This is a genomic window from Nannocystis pusilla (assembly GCF_026626665.1).
GTDB classification, from domain to species: Bacteria; Myxococcota_A; Polyangia; order Nannocystales; family Nannocystaceae; genus Nannocystis; species Nannocystis pusilla.
Genome location: NZ_JAPNKE010000002.1, coordinates 10,901,695 through 10,916,516, shown reverse-complemented (window position 1 = coordinate 10,916,516; position 14,822 = coordinate 10,901,695). Strand labels below are relative to the sequence as shown.

Annotated in this window: 17 protein-coding genes and 1 pseudogene; 8 read left to right on the top strand and 10 right to left on the bottom strand. The window is 70.5% G+C overall.

The genetic code is table 11. The annotated features are described in order from the left end of the window. Positions 1-36 precede the first annotated feature (36 nt). The 5 genes and pseudogenes from OV079_RS48290 to OV079_RS48275 form a co-directional block, all read right to left on the bottom strand. On the bottom strand, positions 37-624 hold the full coding sequence (locus OV079_RS48290) for an ADYC domain-containing protein (protein WP_267776964.1): 588 nt from the start codon (positions 622-624) through the stop codon (positions 37-39). Continuing rightward, the gene (locus OV079_RS48285; RefSeq protein WP_267776962.1) at positions 621-995 is read right to left on the bottom strand and encodes a pentapeptide repeat-containing protein; all 375 of its coding nucleotides are present in this window, start codon (positions 993-995) and stop codon (positions 621-623) included. The genes OV079_RS48290 and OV079_RS48285 overlap by 4 nt, the downstream gene beginning before the upstream one ends. Positions 996-1,419: 424 nt before the next feature. After that, entirely contained in the window at positions 1,420-1,977 is a 558-nt protein-coding gene (locus tag OV079_RS59860; RefSeq protein ID WP_420829600.1) for a cytochrome c, read from the bottom strand. Positions 1,978-2,101: 124 nt separating this feature from the next. After that, positions 2,102-3,064 (bottom strand): annotated as a pseudogene (locus OV079_RS59855) (cytochrome b); the annotation flags it as partial. Between the two features lie 56 nt (positions 3,065-3,120). Continuing rightward, on the bottom strand, positions 3,121-3,651 hold the full coding sequence (locus tag OV079_RS48275; protein ID WP_267776958.1) for a Rieske (2Fe-2S) protein: 531 nt from the start codon (positions 3,649-3,651) through the stop codon (positions 3,121-3,123). A gap of 124 nt (positions 3,652-3,775) precedes the next feature. On the opposite strand from OV079_RS48275, the gene OV079_RS48270 reads away from it, so the two are divergent. Then, on the top strand, positions 3,776-4,681 hold the full coding sequence (locus OV079_RS48270; protein ID WP_267776957.1) for a type I phosphomannose isomerase catalytic subunit: 906 nt from the start codon (positions 3,776-3,778) through the stop codon (positions 4,679-4,681). A 713-nt stretch (positions 4,682-5,394) separates the two neighbouring features. Beyond that, positions 5,395-6,297 carry a hypothetical protein gene (locus OV079_RS48265; RefSeq protein ID WP_267776955.1) on the top strand — a complete coding sequence of 301 codons (903 nt, stop codon included), beginning with the start codon at positions 5,395-5,397 and terminating at the stop codon, positions 6,295-6,297. Between the two features lie 31 nt (positions 6,298-6,328). On the opposite strand, the gene OV079_RS48260 is transcribed toward OV079_RS48265, so the two are convergent. Further along, entirely contained in the window at positions 6,329-7,354 is a 1,026-nt protein-coding gene (locus OV079_RS48260) for a synaptic vesicle VAT-1 family membrane protein (protein WP_267776954.1), read from the bottom strand. 99 nt (positions 7,355-7,453) lie between these two features. Here OV079_RS48260 and fumC point away from each other — a divergent pair, with 99 nt between their 5' ends. Genes fumC through OV079_RS48245 form a run of 3 tightly spaced genes read left to right on the top strand, consistent with a single transcriptional unit; the run spans position 7,454 to position 10,645 of the window. After that, positions 7,454-8,869, top strand: a complete 1,416-nt coding sequence (fumC, locus tag OV079_RS48255) for a class II fumarate hydratase (protein WP_267776953.1) — start codon at positions 7,454-7,456, stop codon at positions 8,867-8,869. Positions 8,870-8,876: 7 nt separating this feature from the next. After that, positions 8,877-10,001: a glycosyltransferase family 2 protein gene (locus OV079_RS48250; protein ID WP_267776951.1), complete on the top strand. Its 1,125-nt coding sequence runs from the start codon at positions 8,877-8,879 to the stop codon at positions 9,999-10,001. A gap of 44 nt (positions 10,002-10,045) precedes the next feature. Beyond that, positions 10,046-10,645 carry a class I SAM-dependent methyltransferase gene (locus tag OV079_RS48245; RefSeq protein WP_267776949.1) on the top strand — a complete coding sequence of 200 codons (600 nt, stop codon included), beginning with the start codon at positions 10,046-10,048 and terminating at the stop codon, positions 10,643-10,645. A gap of 74 nt (positions 10,646-10,719) precedes the next feature. Here OV079_RS48245 and OV079_RS48240 read toward each other — a convergent pair whose 3' ends face one another. Beyond that, positions 10,720-11,064, bottom strand: coding sequence for a hypothetical protein (locus OV079_RS48240; protein ID WP_267776946.1), 345 nt, complete (start codon positions 11,062-11,064; stop codon positions 10,720-10,722). 141 nt (positions 11,065-11,205) lie between these two features. Here OV079_RS48240 and OV079_RS48235 point away from each other — a divergent pair, with 141 nt between their 5' ends. Together OV079_RS48235 and OV079_RS48230 are read left to right on the top strand one after the other, a co-directional pair. Beyond that, on the top strand, positions 11,206-11,397 hold the full coding sequence (locus OV079_RS48235; RefSeq protein ID WP_267776944.1) for a hypothetical protein: 192 nt from the start codon (positions 11,206-11,208) through the stop codon (positions 11,395-11,397). A 472-nt stretch (positions 11,398-11,869) separates the two neighbouring features. Then, positions 11,870-12,178, top strand: a complete 309-nt coding sequence (locus OV079_RS48230) for a hypothetical protein (RefSeq protein WP_267776942.1) — start codon at positions 11,870-11,872, stop codon at positions 12,176-12,178. 376 nt (positions 12,179-12,554) lie between these two features. On the opposite strand, the gene OV079_RS48225 is transcribed toward OV079_RS48230, so the two are convergent. After that, positions 12,555-12,800, bottom strand: a complete 246-nt coding sequence (locus OV079_RS48225; RefSeq protein ID WP_267776940.1) for a ketopantoate reductase family protein — start codon at positions 12,798-12,800, stop codon at positions 12,555-12,557. Then, entirely contained in the window at positions 12,779-13,495 is a 717-nt protein-coding gene (locus tag OV079_RS48220) for a ketopantoate reductase family protein (protein WP_267776938.1), read from the bottom strand. The genes OV079_RS48225 and OV079_RS48220 overlap by 22 nt, the downstream gene beginning before the upstream one ends. A 110-nt stretch (positions 13,496-13,605) precedes the next feature. Between OV079_RS48220 and OV079_RS48215 the strand changes: the two genes are divergently transcribed. Beyond that, positions 13,606-13,728 (top strand): hypothetical protein, encoded by a 123-nt coding sequence (locus OV079_RS48215; protein ID WP_267704095.1) that lies wholly within the window; start codon positions 13,606-13,608, stop codon positions 13,726-13,728. 272 nt (positions 13,729-14,000) lie between these two features. Here the strand turns inward: OV079_RS48215 and OV079_RS48210 are convergent, their stop codons facing one another. After that, the gene (locus OV079_RS48210) at positions 14,001-14,630 is read right to left on the bottom strand and encodes a GIDE domain-containing protein (protein ID WP_267776937.1); all 630 of its coding nucleotides are present in this window, start codon (positions 14,628-14,630) and stop codon (positions 14,001-14,003) included. Positions 14,631-14,822 lie beyond the last annotated feature (192 nt).

The window sequence follows — 14,822 nt, the reverse complement described above, 5'->3', positions numbered from 1 at the left end:
CCGCCACGGGAGCGGCCCGAGTCCCTCGACGCGGATTCAGCTCGGCTCGGCCTGCGAGACCAGGAGCCCGCCGTGCTCGCCCGGGTCGTCGTCGACGCACTTCGGCAGCTTGCCGCGCCCGGCCGCCTCGCACTCGGCCACCACCGCGGCGCGCGTATGTTCCAGCTTGCGCGGCTGATTGAGGCACACGGCGCCGTGCGGGCCCCACTTGGCCTCGATCTGCCAGTCCGTCTCCGGGGCCAGGATCGCCGGCGAAAGCCCGTCCGAAATATCGATCGGTGTGCCGTTCTCCGTGTGCGGCACGTTGGTGCCGCAGTAGTCGGCGCGGACCATGCGAGTACAGGCGCGATAGTGGTCGGCGAGCGAGACGCCCCCGTGCTTGGCCCACATTCGGTAGCCCCATTCGAGGCACTTGCCGGCGGCGGTCCCGCGGCAGGCGAAAGCCAGTTCGCCCTGCTCGCCCGGCCGCCAGTCCGCGGTCGCCAGGTCGAAATATCCGGGCACCACGATCGCCGAGGTCGGGGCGCCCGCGCCGTCGCTGCACAGCGACTCCCACTTGCCCTCATTGAGGCGGACGTCGATGTCCGTAAAATAAATATCAGGTAGGCTCGCGCTCTGGCTCACCGCCACGATCCGCAGCAGGCGCTCACGGGCTCCTTGCCGCCGTCGTCGACGAGCCACTGCAACCGCGCGCCCGCGAGGTCGGCGCCGCGGTACAGCACCCCCTTGGTGCCGTACGCCTGCAGCTCGCTGGTGCCGGGCACCAGCGACCAGCCGCTCAGGCTCGACTTCGTCGTCCCTTCGCTGATGCTGGCGCTGATGAGCTTCACCCCGTTGAACCATGTCCCGTTGAAGCGGGTCCCATTGAAGCGGGTGCCGTTCAACTCGACCCCGTTGTCGTGGAGCGCGCGTAGCCGCGTCTCCTCGCCCCCGGAGACGTCCTCGAACCCGACGACGACTTCGTCACACCCACAAACGGTCAACGCGACCGTCATCGCTTGTATATGCCGATACATCCGCATGCCCGAGTTCCCCCTCGCCCATCAGCGTACTCAGGTCGCGACGAATCATCGGCGGCGCGGGCGGCCCGTCGGGCGCTCACTCGGACCCGCGAGCGCGACACGATTGACATTTCATGCATTCGCCACATCGAGCAATCGAATGATCTGTCTCTGGAGACACCAGATCTGCGCGGCAGCCGCGACAAAGCGGGCCCAGTCGCGGCGCGCGGCCCGCCTGACGCTCTTTCGCGGGCGACGCCGTCGAGCTCGATATCACCCCGAACGCGCCCCTCCGCGAATGTTCGGGCGGCTTGGAATCTCCGAAACAAGCGCTGTCGAATGTTCGTACAGCGCCACACGAAAACAGGGGCTCGCACGCCTCAGCGCACCGAGCCCCTGCCGCCGCGGTGACCCGCGATCAAGGCGTCTTGCGTGACGCCACGAATTGCGCGAGCGCCTCGATCTGCTCCTGCGTCAGCTTGTCCGCGAACCTGGGCATCTCCGCGGTATCGCCGTACAGGTCCTTCTGACTGCTGTCACGGATGATGCGGGCGACCCACGCCGGCGAACCGCGGCCGGCCAGCGTCGGCCCCGTGCTGTCTTTGCCGGCCTCGAGCTCGTGGCACGACGAGCACTCGAGCTTCTTGTCCCACAGCTCCTTGCCGCGAGCGGCCATCGCCGCGTCCACGCTCGCCGCCGCGCCGGCGCCCGACAGGCCGATCAGGTATTCCACCACCGCCGCGAGCTCTTCGTCGCTGGCTTGCTCCGTGGTGAGTGGTTCCATCGTGTTGTGCTTGGTCGCCCCGTAGAAGCGGCGGTCTCGCGGGTTTCGGACCAGGGCCGTCAACCACTCGCGGCTGGTGAAGCCGTCGAGCGTCGGCGCCTCCTCGCTGCCCTTGCCCTCGAGGGTATGGCAGGTCGCGCAATGCTCCTTGAACAGGTTGCGGGTCTTCTGCTCGGGATCGTTGTCGAACACCGCGACCCCGCCGACCGGCGCCACGCCCTCTCGCGCGAGCGCGCGCGCGCGTGGCCTCGGCGTGGGCCTGCTCGACGCCGTGCTGGAACGACTCGTTGTTGTTGTCCTCGGCGATCGCCACCGCGGTCAACGCCGTCACCCCGGCCATGAGGATGCCGACCCCCGACAGCACCGCCCAGCGCGAGCGCACCGCTCGCGACTTGGCGCGGTCGACGAACGGCAGCGCGAACAGGTACACCGCCGCCGCCCCCGGCAGCAGCACCGTCGCCACGATCTGCAGCGGCCCCTGGAAGTACTTGAGCAGCTGGAACAGGAACAGGAAGTACCACTCGGGCCGGGCCACGAAATTGCTGGCCGGATCGGCCGGGGCGAACAGCTCGGCGCCGTGGGTCTTGACCGTCAGGCCGACCAGGACCGCCGCGCACACCGCCATCGCCAGCACGTCGAGGAACAGCTGATTGGGCCAGAACGGCTGCGTCTTGCGCTGCAGCTCGGCCTCCGGCAGGTCCGGCGGCGTCACCCCGTGCTTGCGGAACAGCAGCAGGTGGACCCCGAGCAGCCCCGCCAGCGCGATCGGCAGCACGAACACGTGCAGCGCGAAGAACCGCGTCAACGTCAGGTTGCCGTACTCCGGCCCGCCCTGCACGAACTGCTGCAGCGGCTCGCCCCCGGGCACCGACCCCATGATCCCGGTCGCCACCTGCGTGGCCCAGTAGCCCTTCTGGTCCCACGGCAGCAGGTAGCCGGTGAGCGCGAACGCCAGCACGATCGCGCCCATCAAGAGGCCGGTCCACCAGTTGACCTCGCGCGGCTTGCGATAGGCGCCGGCGAACACCACCTGCAGAAGGTGCAGCACCACGACCACCACCATCGCCGACGACCCGTGGTGGTGCAGCCCGCGGAGGAACCACCCCGACGTCACCTGGTCGTTGAGATAGGCCGTGCTCGCCCACGCGTCGGTCGCCGAGGGGCTGTAGTAGAACGCCAGCAGGATGCCGAGCACCACCTGTTGCATGAACAGGAACACCAGCACCGAGCCGAACACGTAGCGCAGCCGCGCGCCGCCGGGCACGTCCTCCTCGAGCATGAGGCGGGTGGCCGAGCGGATCCCGGTGCGTTCGTCGAGCCAATCGAGCAGCGCCATCAGACCGGCTCCTTGTCGGCCACGCCCTGGCGGTATCGCACCAGCCGGATCGCCACCAGCCCGTTCTCCTCCTTCACCTCGAGCGAGTCGAGCGGCCGCGGCGACGGCCCGGCCTCGACCGCCCCGTCGAGCCCGAACGCCGAGCGGTGGCACGGGCACTTGAACTTTTGCGACTCGGCGTCGTAATCGACCGCGCAGCCGAGGTGCGGGCACACCGTCGAGAACGCCTGCAGCGCCCCGTCGCGCTCGAGCACCCAGCACGAGCCCAGCTTCACGTCCGGCGTCTTGTTCCACGCGTCGACCTTGTCGGCGTACAGGTCGACCCGCACCGGCACCGCCCCGGCCAGCGCCGAGCGCTTGCCCGCCGGCAGGAACGCCCGTTCGCCGGCCTTCGAGCCGGTCGGGAACAGCAGGTAGCCGATCGCCGGCACCACCGGCACCGCCGCCAGCCCGACCCCGAGCGCCCCGATCCCCAGCTTCAACACCCCGCGACGCCCGGCGTCCGGCTCGTCACCTGCCCCGGAGGACATGTCCCGAGATTCAGCTCCGTGCCCCGCTCCGTGACCGCGTTCTCGGCTCGACATGACCCTCCTGCCGCCCACGGCGACCACCGCAGGATACCCGACCGCCCGCGACCCACGCTACCCTGGGCGCATGCCCGCCGCCGTCCCCGCGCTGCTCTCGCCCGAGCTCGCCCCCGAGACGATCAAGGAGACCCGCTGGGGCGGCCGCCGCCTGGCCGAACGGCTGAGCGAAGGCCCCGCGCACGCGCAGCTCCGCGGGCGCAGCGTCGGCGAGCTGTGGCAGTTCTCCACCCTCCCCGGCCACGAGAGCCTCACCCACGGCGGTCGCCGCCTCGGCGACGTCCTCGGCCGACCGCTGCCGTTCCTCGCCAAGCTCATCGACACCGCGCTGCCGCTCAGCGTTCAGGTCCACCCCGACGATCGCCCCGACCCGTCGCGCCCCGGCGCGATTCTGCCTGGCAAAGAGGAGGCGTGGATCGTGCTCGACGCCGACCCGGGCGCCCGTCTGTGGGCCGGCGTCCGCCCCGGCGTCGACCGCGACCAGCTCGCCCGCGCCGCCGAGGACGGCAGCATCGTCGCCTGTCTCGAAGAACATGTCGCCACCCCCGGCCTGGTCGTGCTCGTCCCCGCGGGCACGGTGCACGCGATCGGCGCCGGCATCCTCCTCGCGGAGATCCAGCAACCCTCGGACTGCACGTACCGCCTTTACGACTACGGCAGCGGACGCCCGCTGCACGTCGAGTCGGCGCTGGCGACGCTCGACGTGTCCGCCCGACCTCAGCTGTGGCGCCCCGGCGACGCCTCCCCCCATTTGCGCGGCGCCCACGTCGAGCTCGAGCTGCTCGGCCCCGGTGAACACGCGCGCGAGCTCGACGAGCCGACGTTGCTCGTCGGCGCGCGCGGGACCGCGACCGCGCGCGCCGACGGCAGCGAACGACGCATCGGCGGGATCGACCTCTCGCTCGCCGTCCGCGGACCGCTCGCAATCCACGTCCCCGACGGGGCCCTCGTCGCTCTCGGCCGCGTCCACGCGTGAACTGTCGTCACCGAAAGATTGGCCGCGCGCCCCGATACGCCCCCACCTGTCGTCGGCGAACCAGGCCCGCATCCTCGCCGACGCCGGCGCCCGCGACGCAGAAGCACCGCCGCCCGACCACGCAATCGCGGACGCCATGCACCGGCGCGACCGCGGCGAGCAGGCCGACGGTTGCGGGTACAACGGTCGCAACTCCCCCGCGCTACCACGCTCGTCAGCGAACCACACCTGGCCCCGCCCGGCGTCACGACGATCGACCGCGGTGACGACCGAGCGAACCACACCTGGCCCCGCCCGGCGTCACGACGATCGACCGCGGTGACGACCGCCTGCAGACCCTGTCCGAGCGGAGCGCTCGATCGACCCGGTCCCCCAGGCCGGCAGCGATCCCACACCGCCGCGCGAGCGCAGGAGATCCTCACCGGCTCCGCCCGCGTCGCCGACGGCATCATCGCCTCGCCGGCGGTGGCTTCCGCCGCACCCGTGCCGCACCCGTGGCGACCGCGGCCCGACCTCGCCTCCGACCTGCTCCTTCGGACATCCTGCGCGGGTTCGCCCGGGTCCGCGCACGCGGGCGCGGCGGCCCTGTAGCGCCTGTCCGCGGGCTCGCGGTCCAGCGCCCGGACCGCCGCTGTCCTGACGCCGCCGTCACCTCGCGCGTGCTCGTTCGGCAGCCTCGCCGCGGCTGGGGGCGCTGGCGTATAGTGAGGCGCATGACCTCGCCCTATCGCCTACTCTCGTGCGCCTTCGTGCTCCTCATCGCGTGTGGCGACGAGGGAGTGACCACCCTCTCGCCGAGCACCGACACCAGCGACCCCACCACCAGCGCGCCCGTCACCACCACCACCACGACCACGGGCGAGCCGACGGGGACCAGCACGACCGGGACTCCGACCACCACCGAGGACACTGCGAGCACCACCGACGACACCACCACCGGTCCCCCGCCGAGCAATTGCTCGCAGTACACCGACATGGCGGCGTGCGGCCAGAACGGCTGCGAGTGGACGCAGATCGTCAGCTACACCCACAGCAACCAGGGCTGTCAGGGCGACATCCGCGACTTCTGCGTGCCCACGGACGCCTCGGGCGGGCTCACCAGCGTGTGGCGCGACGACAACGGCGACATCGAGGTCTTGCAGTTCCCGTTCACCCCGACCGACCTCGGCCCCGAGTGGAACACCTGCGACTGCGACGGCCCGCTCGCCTGTCTGTGCACCTCCGCCGCCCTCGACTGTCCCGAGCGGCTGGACGAGTTCTGCGGCGCCATCACCAACGAGAACACCTGCAGCAACGCGGCCGTCGGCGGCTCGTTCGCGTGCGGGTGGTTCACCGTCTCGCAGGAGGGCCCGCTCGACGGCGCCTGCGACGACCCCCCGTGGCAGAAGGTCTGCCTGCCCGGCACCGATCTCAGCAGCAAGACCTGCGACGAGATCAGCCTGCCCTACGTCGACCAGGGCTACTGCATGGGCTGGACCGACCCGGTCTACTGGCGCGAGATCGACGGCATCGTCGAGGTCACCACGATCTGCGGGCCCAAGCCGAGCGGCTGGACCCTGTGCGTCGCCGACGACCCCGATCAGCCCGACGAGTGCAAGTGCGGTTGCAAGATCTGAGCGGCCGCAATCATCACACCTGACCTTCAGGTCAGCAGCACCATTTCCCGACCGTGCGCCCCGACTCGAGGTCGCGGTGCGCCTGCGCCACCTGGTCCAGGGGATAGGTCGTGATCGGCGGCGGGCGCAGCTCCCCGGCCGCGAGGCCGCCGGCGATCGCCGCCATCCCCTCGATCAGCAGCGGCGCGCGGTGGAACATGTACGACAGGTTGAAGCCGAGCACCCCGCGGTTCTCGTTGGTGAGGGCCAGCGGCGAGAACCACGGCGTGCGCACGAACCCGAGCGCCAGCTTGAGCAGGTTGGGCTTGCCACCTGTCCTCGGGAGCATGGTGTGAAAGCCATACACGATCAGGCGCCCGCCCGCGGCCAGGTGGCGGTAGCTGTGGCGCAGCGTCTCCGGGCCGTTGGCGTCGCAGGCCACGTCGAGCCCGGCGGGCGCGGCCGCCTTCACGGCCGGCCACAGCGACGCGCGCGACTTGTCGATCACCACCTCCGCCCCCGCCGCCTTGGCCGCCTCGACCTTGTGCGGGCCGCCGACCACCCCGATCACCCGGCAGCCGGCGCGACGGCCGAACTGACACAGCGCGCCGCCGACTCCGCCGGCGGCCGAGTGGACCAGCACCGTCTCGCCCTCGCGCGCGTGTGCCAGCGCGTGGAGCGCGTACCAGGCCGTCAAATACACCGAGGGGACCGCCGCGGCCTCGGCGAGCGACAGGCCCTGGGGCACCGCGAACACCTGGTGGGCGGGCACGCAGACCGACGACGCGTAGCCGCCGAAGCGGGTCACCGCCACCACCTCGGCCCCGACCGCGAGCCCGGTCACGCCTTCTCCGAGCGCGTCGATCACCCCGGCGACCTCGAAGCCCGGCGTGATCGGCCAGCCGACGAACTCTTGCGCCGACGCGTAGAGGCCCATGCGGACCACGCAGTCGGCGTAGTTGACCCCGATGGCGGTCACTGCGATCCGGACCTCGCCGGGCGCGGGTCGGGGCGCCTCCGTATCGACCAGGGTCAGCCGCTCGTGTCCGCCCGGGGCGGAGATCACAACCTTGCGCATGGGCCGACCCTCGCCCGGGGCGTGCGTGCGGTCAAGTCGTGAACTTGTAGCGACAAAGGCCCACCCCTGTGACGCTGATGGTGTTAGCTTGTCCGGCGCATGACCGCAGGCGCAAAGGACGACAGCCGCACCGAGACCGACAGCATGGGCCCGATCCAGGTGGCGAGCGGCCACTACTGGGGCGCCCAGACCGAGCGTTCGCTGCACCACTTCGACATCGGCGACGACCGCTTCTCGCGGCCGATGATCCGGGCGCTGGGGATCCTCAAGAAGGCCGCCGCGCTGGCCAACGGCGAGCTCGGCACCTTGCCCAAGGACAAGGTCGACCTGATCGTGCGCGCCGCCGACGAGGTCATCGCCGGCGACCTCGACGCTCACTTCCCGCTGCGCGTGTGGCAGACGGGCAGCGGCACGCAGACCAACATGAACGCCAACGAGGTCATCGGCAACCGCGCGATCGAGCTCGCCGGCGGCGTCCTCGGCAGCAAGAAGCCGATCCACCCCAACGACGACGTCAACCGCGGCCAGTCGTCGAACGACACCTTCCCGACGGCCATGCACATCGCCGCCGCCGAGCAGGTCGTGCATCACCTGCTGCCGCGGCTCGACGCCCTGCGGAGCGTCCTCGCGGCCAAGAGCGCCGCCTTCGCCGACATCGTCAAGGTCGGGCGCACCCACCTGCAGGACGCCACCCCGATCACGCTCGGCCAGGAGTTCTCGGGCTACGTCCAGCAGCTCGACGACGCCCGCCGCGCCGTCGAGAGCGCCTTGCCGCGGGTCTACGAGCTCGCGCTCGGCGGCACCGCCGTCGGCACCGGCCTCAACACCCACAAGGACTACGCCGTCACCAGCGCCAGGCAGATCGCCGCGCTGACCGGCCTGCCGTTCGTCACCGCGCCCAACAAGTTCGCCGCGCTCGCCGGCCACGAGGCTCTGGTCGGCCTCCACGGCGCGCTCAAGACCCTCGCCTGCGCGCTGACCAAGATCGCCAACGACATCCGCTGGCTCGCCTCCGGCCCGCGCTGCGGCTTCGGCGAGCTCACCATCCCCGAGAACGAGCCCGGCTCCTCGATCATGCCCGGCAAGGTCAACCCGACCCAGTGCGAGGCCATGACGATGGTGTGCGCCCAGGTGCTCGGCAACGACGTCGCCGTCAACATCGGCGGCATGAGCGGCAACTTCGAGCTCAACGTCTACAAGCCGCTCATCATCCACAACACCCTGCACTCGGTCCGCCTGCTGGGCGACGCCTGCCGCAACTTCCGCGAGTTCTGCGCCGAGGGCATCGAGCCGCGCCGCGAGAAGCTGGCGCACAACCTCGAGCAGAGCCTGATGAACGTCACCGCGCTGAACCCGTACATCGGCTACGACAACGCCGCCAAGATCGCCAAGAAGGCGCACAAGGACGGCTCCTCGCTGAAGGAGGCCGCCGTCGCGCTCGGCCTTTTGTCGGCCGAGGAGTTCGACCGCTACGTCCGCCCCGAGGCCATGATCGCCCCCGAGGGCGACCGCTAGGACCCGCTTGAGCCACCAGCCCTACATCTCGATCCTCATCCCGCTGTACGACGAGCTGCGCTCGATCCCCGAGATGCACTCGCAGGTCACCGACGCCTGCGTCAGGCTCGGGCGCAGCTACGAGATCCTGTGGATCGACGACGGCAGCCGCGACGGCTCGGCGCACGCGCTCGACGACCTCGCCGCGCGCGACCCACGCACGCGCGTCGTCCACTTCCGCCGCAACTTCGGCAAGTCGTCGGCGCTGGCGGCCGGCTTCGAGCGGGTGCGCGGGCAGATCGTCGTCACCATGGACGCCGACCTGCAGGACGACCCGGCGATGATCGACGACTTCGTCAAGCGGATCGAGGCCGGCGCCGACCTGGTGTCGGGCTGGAAGAAGCGGCGGCACGACCCGCTCGACAAGACCTTGCCGTCGCGGCTGTTCAACGCCGTCGTCAGCCGGCTGTCGGGCGTGCGGCTGCACGACTTCAACTGCGGCTTCAAGGCCTACCGGGCCGACTGCGTGCGCGAGCTGGCCGTCTACGGCGGCTTCCACCGGTTCCTCCCGGTGCTCGCCCACCACAAGGGCTTCCGCGTCGAGGAGCTGATCGTCAAGCACCGCGCGCGCAAGCACGGCAAGAGCAAGTACGGCGTCAAGCGGATGTTCGACGGCTTCATGGACCTGCTGACGGTCCTGCTGGTCACCCGCTACCGCACCCGGCCGCTGCACTTCTTCGGCATCCCCGGCATGGTCCTCGGCGGCCTCGGCGTGCTGATCCTGATCTACCTCAGCTTCTTGTGGCTGTTCGGCTACGCGATCGGCGAGCGCCCGCTGCTCACGCTCGGCGTCCTGCTCACGATCGTGGCGATGCAGTTTATCGGCGTCGGCCTGCTCGGCGAGCTGCTCGTGCGCACCACCATCCGCTCGCAGGAGGTGTTCTCCATCCGCGACGAGCGCGAGGCGCCGGCGGCCACGCGCGCCGCCATCTACGCCCAGCCGAGCCCGCAGCTCGGCCCCTCGGCCCCGCCGATGAGCGGCCGCGAGCTGCCCGTCTCGGCCGCCGAGGAGATCAGCGAGGACGCGCGCACCGTCACGGTCGCCGGCAAGCCGAACCAGCCGAGCCCGCCGAGCCCGGCCGCGCGGCGCTGACGGGCCGCGGCAGCGCGCGACGATTCATCGATCCCGGGACCCGCATGACCAGCGGCAACAAGCAGAAGCACGAGAGCAAGAACCCGATCCAGCGCGCCCTCATCGCCCGCTTCAAGCGCGAGGCCGCGGCGCTGGTGCGGCAGGCCGCGCCGCGGACGATCCTCGACCTCGGCTGCGGCGAGGGCTACATGATCGAGGCCCTGCTGCAGGCCGGCATCGACGCCGAGTTCACCGGCGTCGACCTGTCGCACGGCGCCATCGCCGACGCCCGCGCGCGGATCGGCGAGCGCGCCCGGCTCGACGTCATGGACGCGCGCCAGCTCGTCGACGACGGCCGCAGCTTCGACATGGTCATGATGCTCGAGGTCTTGGAGCACATCCCCGCCCCGGCGCAGATGCTGCCGATCTTGCGCCGCCTGGCCCGCCGCCACGTCCTGCTCAGCGTCCCGCGCGAGCCGTTCTTCTGCGCCCTCAACTTCATGCGCGGCAAGAACCTCACCCGCCTGGGCAACGACCCCGAGCACGTCAACCACTGGGGCAGCGCCGGCTTCCAGCGCTTCATCGCCCGCGACTTCGAGGTCCTCGCCGCCCCCGGCGTGTTCCCGTGGACGATGGTCCTCGCGCGCCCGCGCCCGCGCGATTGAGCACACGCGGGACCGCGGGCGTCGGCGACGAATTACTCGGAAGCCGGGTTCCCAGGAGCCAGCGCGGCGATGTGTCAGGGTTCGTTCGACGCGCTAATCCACGTCGATGATCTCCTCGCACCCGATCTCCCGCCCCACCGACCAGCAATCGCGGCGGCCGGAGCTCCCTCCGAGCTTTTCCCGCAGGCACACGGACGGGTCGCGCGAGGAGTTCCAGACCCGGGCCGTTGCCGCCCGTAGTCTCCCGACGCCGAGCAATAGCGCATGCGCCGCTCGGCGTCGTCGTCGGTGTTTTCGTCCTCGGGCTCGACGAACTCGTCGTTGGGCGCGGCAAACTCGTCGGGCGCGGCGACGTCGGGCGCCGCAAATGCGGTGACAGCGATGAACAGCGCATTCTGGATGCAGTTGAAGAACAACATCGGAGTATCTCCTTTCGCTTCTTGAGGTGCCGTTCGCAGCATTGCCGACGGCAGCTCAACAATGATGAGACTCCGGGCATCGTCCAGCGGCCGGGCGAAAATTGTTCTGCGCTCCTACCGCCGCCGGGTTGGCCGCTCTGGGTGATCTACCGGACGCCGATGCCGGTCGACCGGGCGAACCCGATGGTGGAGCCTTACACCGTCGGGCTCGGCCTCGATCTGGGCGACGCGACCGCGCTCCACCTCGATCTGACGGCCCTGCGGGCGATTTGCGAAGTCGGCCACACAGCGTTCTCAGGCAGGAATCGGCGGCAAAAGCGAAAATCGACATGATCAGCGCATCCTTTTCGCAGCTCAGCGATTGCGCTAACTTTGCAAACGAGCGCGCGCCGTCCAGCGGACGACCGCAGATTTTCCCGGGCCGAGAGCGGACTCGACCCAATCGGGAACCGCTTATTCGCACGCCGCCGCTCGCCCTCGTGCGAGGGGCCGGCAGTCGCAGCAGACGGACACCCAGCCTCCCAGCGGGCGAGGCCGAGCCGTGGACGCGCCTGTCCACCCGGTCCGGCATCACCCGCCGCTAGTAGGCGGCACAGCCGGCCTTCAGCGAGTCAGAACCGGAGGTCAGCTGAGGCGAGCATTCCGCCCGGCAGCCACTGCCATGAGGTTTGCGTATACCCAGCTTTTTCATGGTCGCCCGCTGGACGTCCGGGGATTCCCCCATCACCCTGGAATCACCGCGTCCTCGCAATGCAGCGTCGGCGCTTGGTGACAACCCAAAGTTCACAGTCAAAGGAGTCGATCCATGATGTTCTTCATCAACGTCCTGCAGGCCGCCCTCGTCAGCACCTTCGCCCTCACCGACCCCGAGCTCGCCGCCCCCGAGCCCGACGAAGCCACCGAGGACATCGTCGAGCGCCGAACCCTCGAATGCACGATGTCAGGGGAAACTCCCACGAGCCGGCAGTGGGCGTACGTGTCGGACACCAGCGACCCGGACCGCTGCGTCCGGTGGGTCACCGGCGGCACGGCGCCCAAGAACTTCCCGAGTTGCCACGAACGCGCCAGGAACGAACTCGGCTGTCGGTATGTGGAGACCATCCCCCAGCCCTAGGCTGACGAGTAGGTCAAAGTAACCCAATCGTGGCGGGGACGGGGCGCCCTCGTCGGAAAATCACCGACCGGGTGCAGTCATCGTACCTGTCGAACGGGGCGCCAGATCCTAACTCTGGAGCTCCGGGACACTCGCCCCCGTTCTACGAACAAGATAGAAATGCCCCATTGGGGGCAGCTCACATTCATGGCAGGATCTACAATGAATACAGCGCCATTGGCACCGCCTCCTGACCTCCGGATACGCGCGAGGCGGCTCGGATACCTCTGGCACGAGCGGCCGCTGGGCTGATGAAATGCCTCGTCTGACAGCTGCTCGGGCGCCGTCTCTTTGCATCCGACGGTGTCAGCCTTCGATCGCGCTCGCGAACGGGCAGTCAACTCTCCGGGCGCCCGAGCTTCTCGCTAGCCGCCACGAGCCGCGCCACCGCGGCGTGCGTCGGCGCCGACAGCCCGTGCTGCTCGGCCAGCCGCGCCACCGCCCCATTTGCATCGATCTCCGTCGCCGCCCCGCGTCGCAGGTCCTGCAGCATCGCGTTGGTGTTCGCGCGCGTCTTCTCGGTCGACGCGAACACCCGCTCCAGATCCGCATCGAGGAGCGTCACCCCTTCCGCGGCCGCCACCGCGCGCGCCTCGGCCAGCAGCGTCTCGGCCAGCGCGCGCAGTGCGGCACCTCGAGGATCGCCCCGTTCACCGCGTCGAGCAGCGCGCACGGTCCGCTGACCGCCAGGTTCCACAGCGACTTGCGCCACTCGCACGCCGCGACCGACGCCGCCACCGTCACCGGATAGCCGGCGGCTGTCAGCAGACCTTGCAGTTCGGACATGTGCGAACGGGCAGGTTCATCGTCGGCCGCCAGCTCGAGCTGGAACACCCCGGCCACCCGCACCGCCGTCGGCCCGCTCAGCCCTGCGCCCAGCCAGCAGGCCACCCGCACGAGCGCCGGCGCGGGGACGCGTTCACGGGCGAGCCCCGCGATCCCGAGCCCGTTCTGGCACAGCCCCAGCACCTGCCCCTGCGTCAGCCGCGGCGCCAGCACCTCGAGCGTCTCCGCCAGCTGCGTCGCCTTGACCGCGACCAGCACGATCGCCCCCGCCGGCACCGACCACTCCGCCGCCGCGTCCACCACCGGCACGAACGCCCGGCGCTGCTCCGCCCCCGTCAGCTCGAACCCCTCCGTCGCCAGCGCTGCGGCTCGCGCTCCGCGTGCGACCAGCGTCACTGCGGCCACCTCGTGCAGGCGCGCCGCCAGGTGCAGGCCGACCGCGCCGGCGCCGACGATCCAGATCGCTCGAGAAGAGGCCGCGCTCGTGGACATGACGATAGGCGTTTAGCACATCACGCTACGTCACGTGAGCCGGCGAAAAACCTTCGCGCGCCGCCGCGGTCGCTACGATTCATTGTCATCGCGTCCGGGGTGACAAACGCATGCTCTTGGCCGCCTTCTCCACCGTCTCGATCCTCTCCATCGTCGCCTTTTACAACGGCCTCCTGCTGGCCGTGCTGGCCTACTACCTGTGGAAGCACCGCGGCCGCCCGTGGGAGCGCTGAGCGCGAACGCCTCGTTGCCGACCTCCGTCGCCTGACGCCGCTCCACGCTCCCCGCTGCAGTGCCGAGCCGCGCACGACTCGCGCTCGGCATGGACCCTCCCGCTGCCGTCAGGACCCTCTCACGCAGGCGATTCGGTCCGCGATTCGGCCGCAAGGCACCACCGCCCCTGTGCCAGTGCCCACACCCGCTCAAACTCGTCAGTGGTGAGGGCCTCGCCCTTGCATGGCCGGTCGCACCCGTCCGAGCTTCAACCTGCGCTCCGGCGCTCGCCTCACCCGTGGACCGCGCGAGGATCGTCGCTGAGCAGCAGCGGTCCGTCGTCGGGCGCGTCGAGCACCAGCACGCGCTGGCCGTCGCGGATCTCCGCGCGCACCAGCCCGACCGCCGTCACCTCTTCGCCCGGCTCGATCGTCCCCTCGTCGTAGCGGATGGCGATGTTGAGCCCGATCAGGTTCGTGCTCTTCAGCCCGTGGCGGCGCAGGAACGCCTCCTCGACCTCGCTCGCGTCGTCGAACGAGCCCGAGCGCGTGTGATGGTCGCTCACCACTGCCACCCGCGGCACGCTCATGATCACCTCGATCCGTCCGGTCCCGTCGTCGAGCGCGAACTCGACGTAGCGCTCCTCGCGGGCCACCTCGCGCCAGTGATTGCGCCCCGTCTCCTGGTCGACCGTCGCCAGGTAGTACACGCTGGCGCGATGGGACAGCGGCGCCTCGAGCACGCGCTCGCCGGCCAGCACGCGCCCGCGCACGCGCACGAGCTCGCCCTCGCGGAGCCCGCGGATCGGCGTCACCGGCCGCTTCTTCAGGGCCCGGCGCGTCCGGGCGTCGGTCGACAGCGCGTAGGACAGCCCCACCCCGGCGATGGCGGCGGCGGCGAGGGCGAAGATCGGCACAGGCATCGGCCGCGGAGCTTACCACGGCCGGCCGACCCGGCAGCCGTCGCGCCGCGACGTCCCCGGCAGCCTCGGCCGTGCCCCGTGCGCGGACCGGGCACGACCCGCGCGCCCCCGCACCGACCGCCGCCGCGCGGTCCCCACGGCCCGCAGCCACCTTCGCTCCGAAGGTTGGCTCCGCAGCATGCGCTTGCGGAC

Coding starts and splice junctions, on each gene's coding strand:
- fumC (WP_267776953.1), top strand. CDS start 7,454: ATGACCGCAGGCGCAAAGGACGACAGCCGCACCGAGACCGACAGCATG.
- OV079_RS48215 (WP_267704095.1), top strand. CDS start 13,606: ATGCTCTTGGCCGCCTTCTCCACCGTCTCGATCCTCTCCATCGTCGCC.
- OV079_RS48230 (WP_267776942.1), top strand. CDS start 11,870: ATGATGTTCTTCATCAACGTCCTGCAGGCCGCCCTCGTCAGCACCTTC.
- OV079_RS48275 (WP_267776958.1), bottom strand. CDS start 3,651: ATGTCCTCCGGGGCAGGTGACGAGCCGGACGCCGGGCGTCGCGGGGTG.
- OV079_RS48240 (WP_267776946.1), bottom strand. CDS start 11,064: ATGTTGTTCTTCAACTGCATCCAGAATGCGCTGTTCATCGCTGTCACC.
- OV079_RS48285 (WP_267776962.1), bottom strand. CDS start 995: ATGACGGTCGCGTTGACCGTTTGTGGGTGTGACGAAGTCGTCGTCGGG.
- OV079_RS48270 (WP_267776957.1), top strand. CDS start 3,776: ATGCCCGCCGCCGTCCCCGCGCTGCTCTCGCCCGAGCTCGCCCCCGAG.
- OV079_RS48260 (WP_267776954.1), bottom strand. CDS start 7,354: ATGCGCAAGGTTGTGATCTCCGCCCCGGGCGGACACGAGCGGCTGACC.
- OV079_RS48245 (WP_267776949.1), top strand. CDS start 10,046: ATGACCAGCGGCAACAAGCAGAAGCACGAGAGCAAGAACCCGATCCAG.
- OV079_RS48220 (WP_267776938.1), bottom strand. CDS start 13,495: ATGTCCACGAGCGCGGCCTCTTCTCGAGCGATCTGGATCGTCGGCGCC.
- OV079_RS48265 (WP_267776955.1), top strand. CDS start 5,395: ATGACCTCGCCCTATCGCCTACTCTCGTGCGCCTTCGTGCTCCTCATC.
- OV079_RS48210 (WP_267776937.1), bottom strand. CDS start 14,630: ATGCCTGTGCCGATCTTCGCCCTCGCCGCCGCCGCCATCGCCGGGGTG.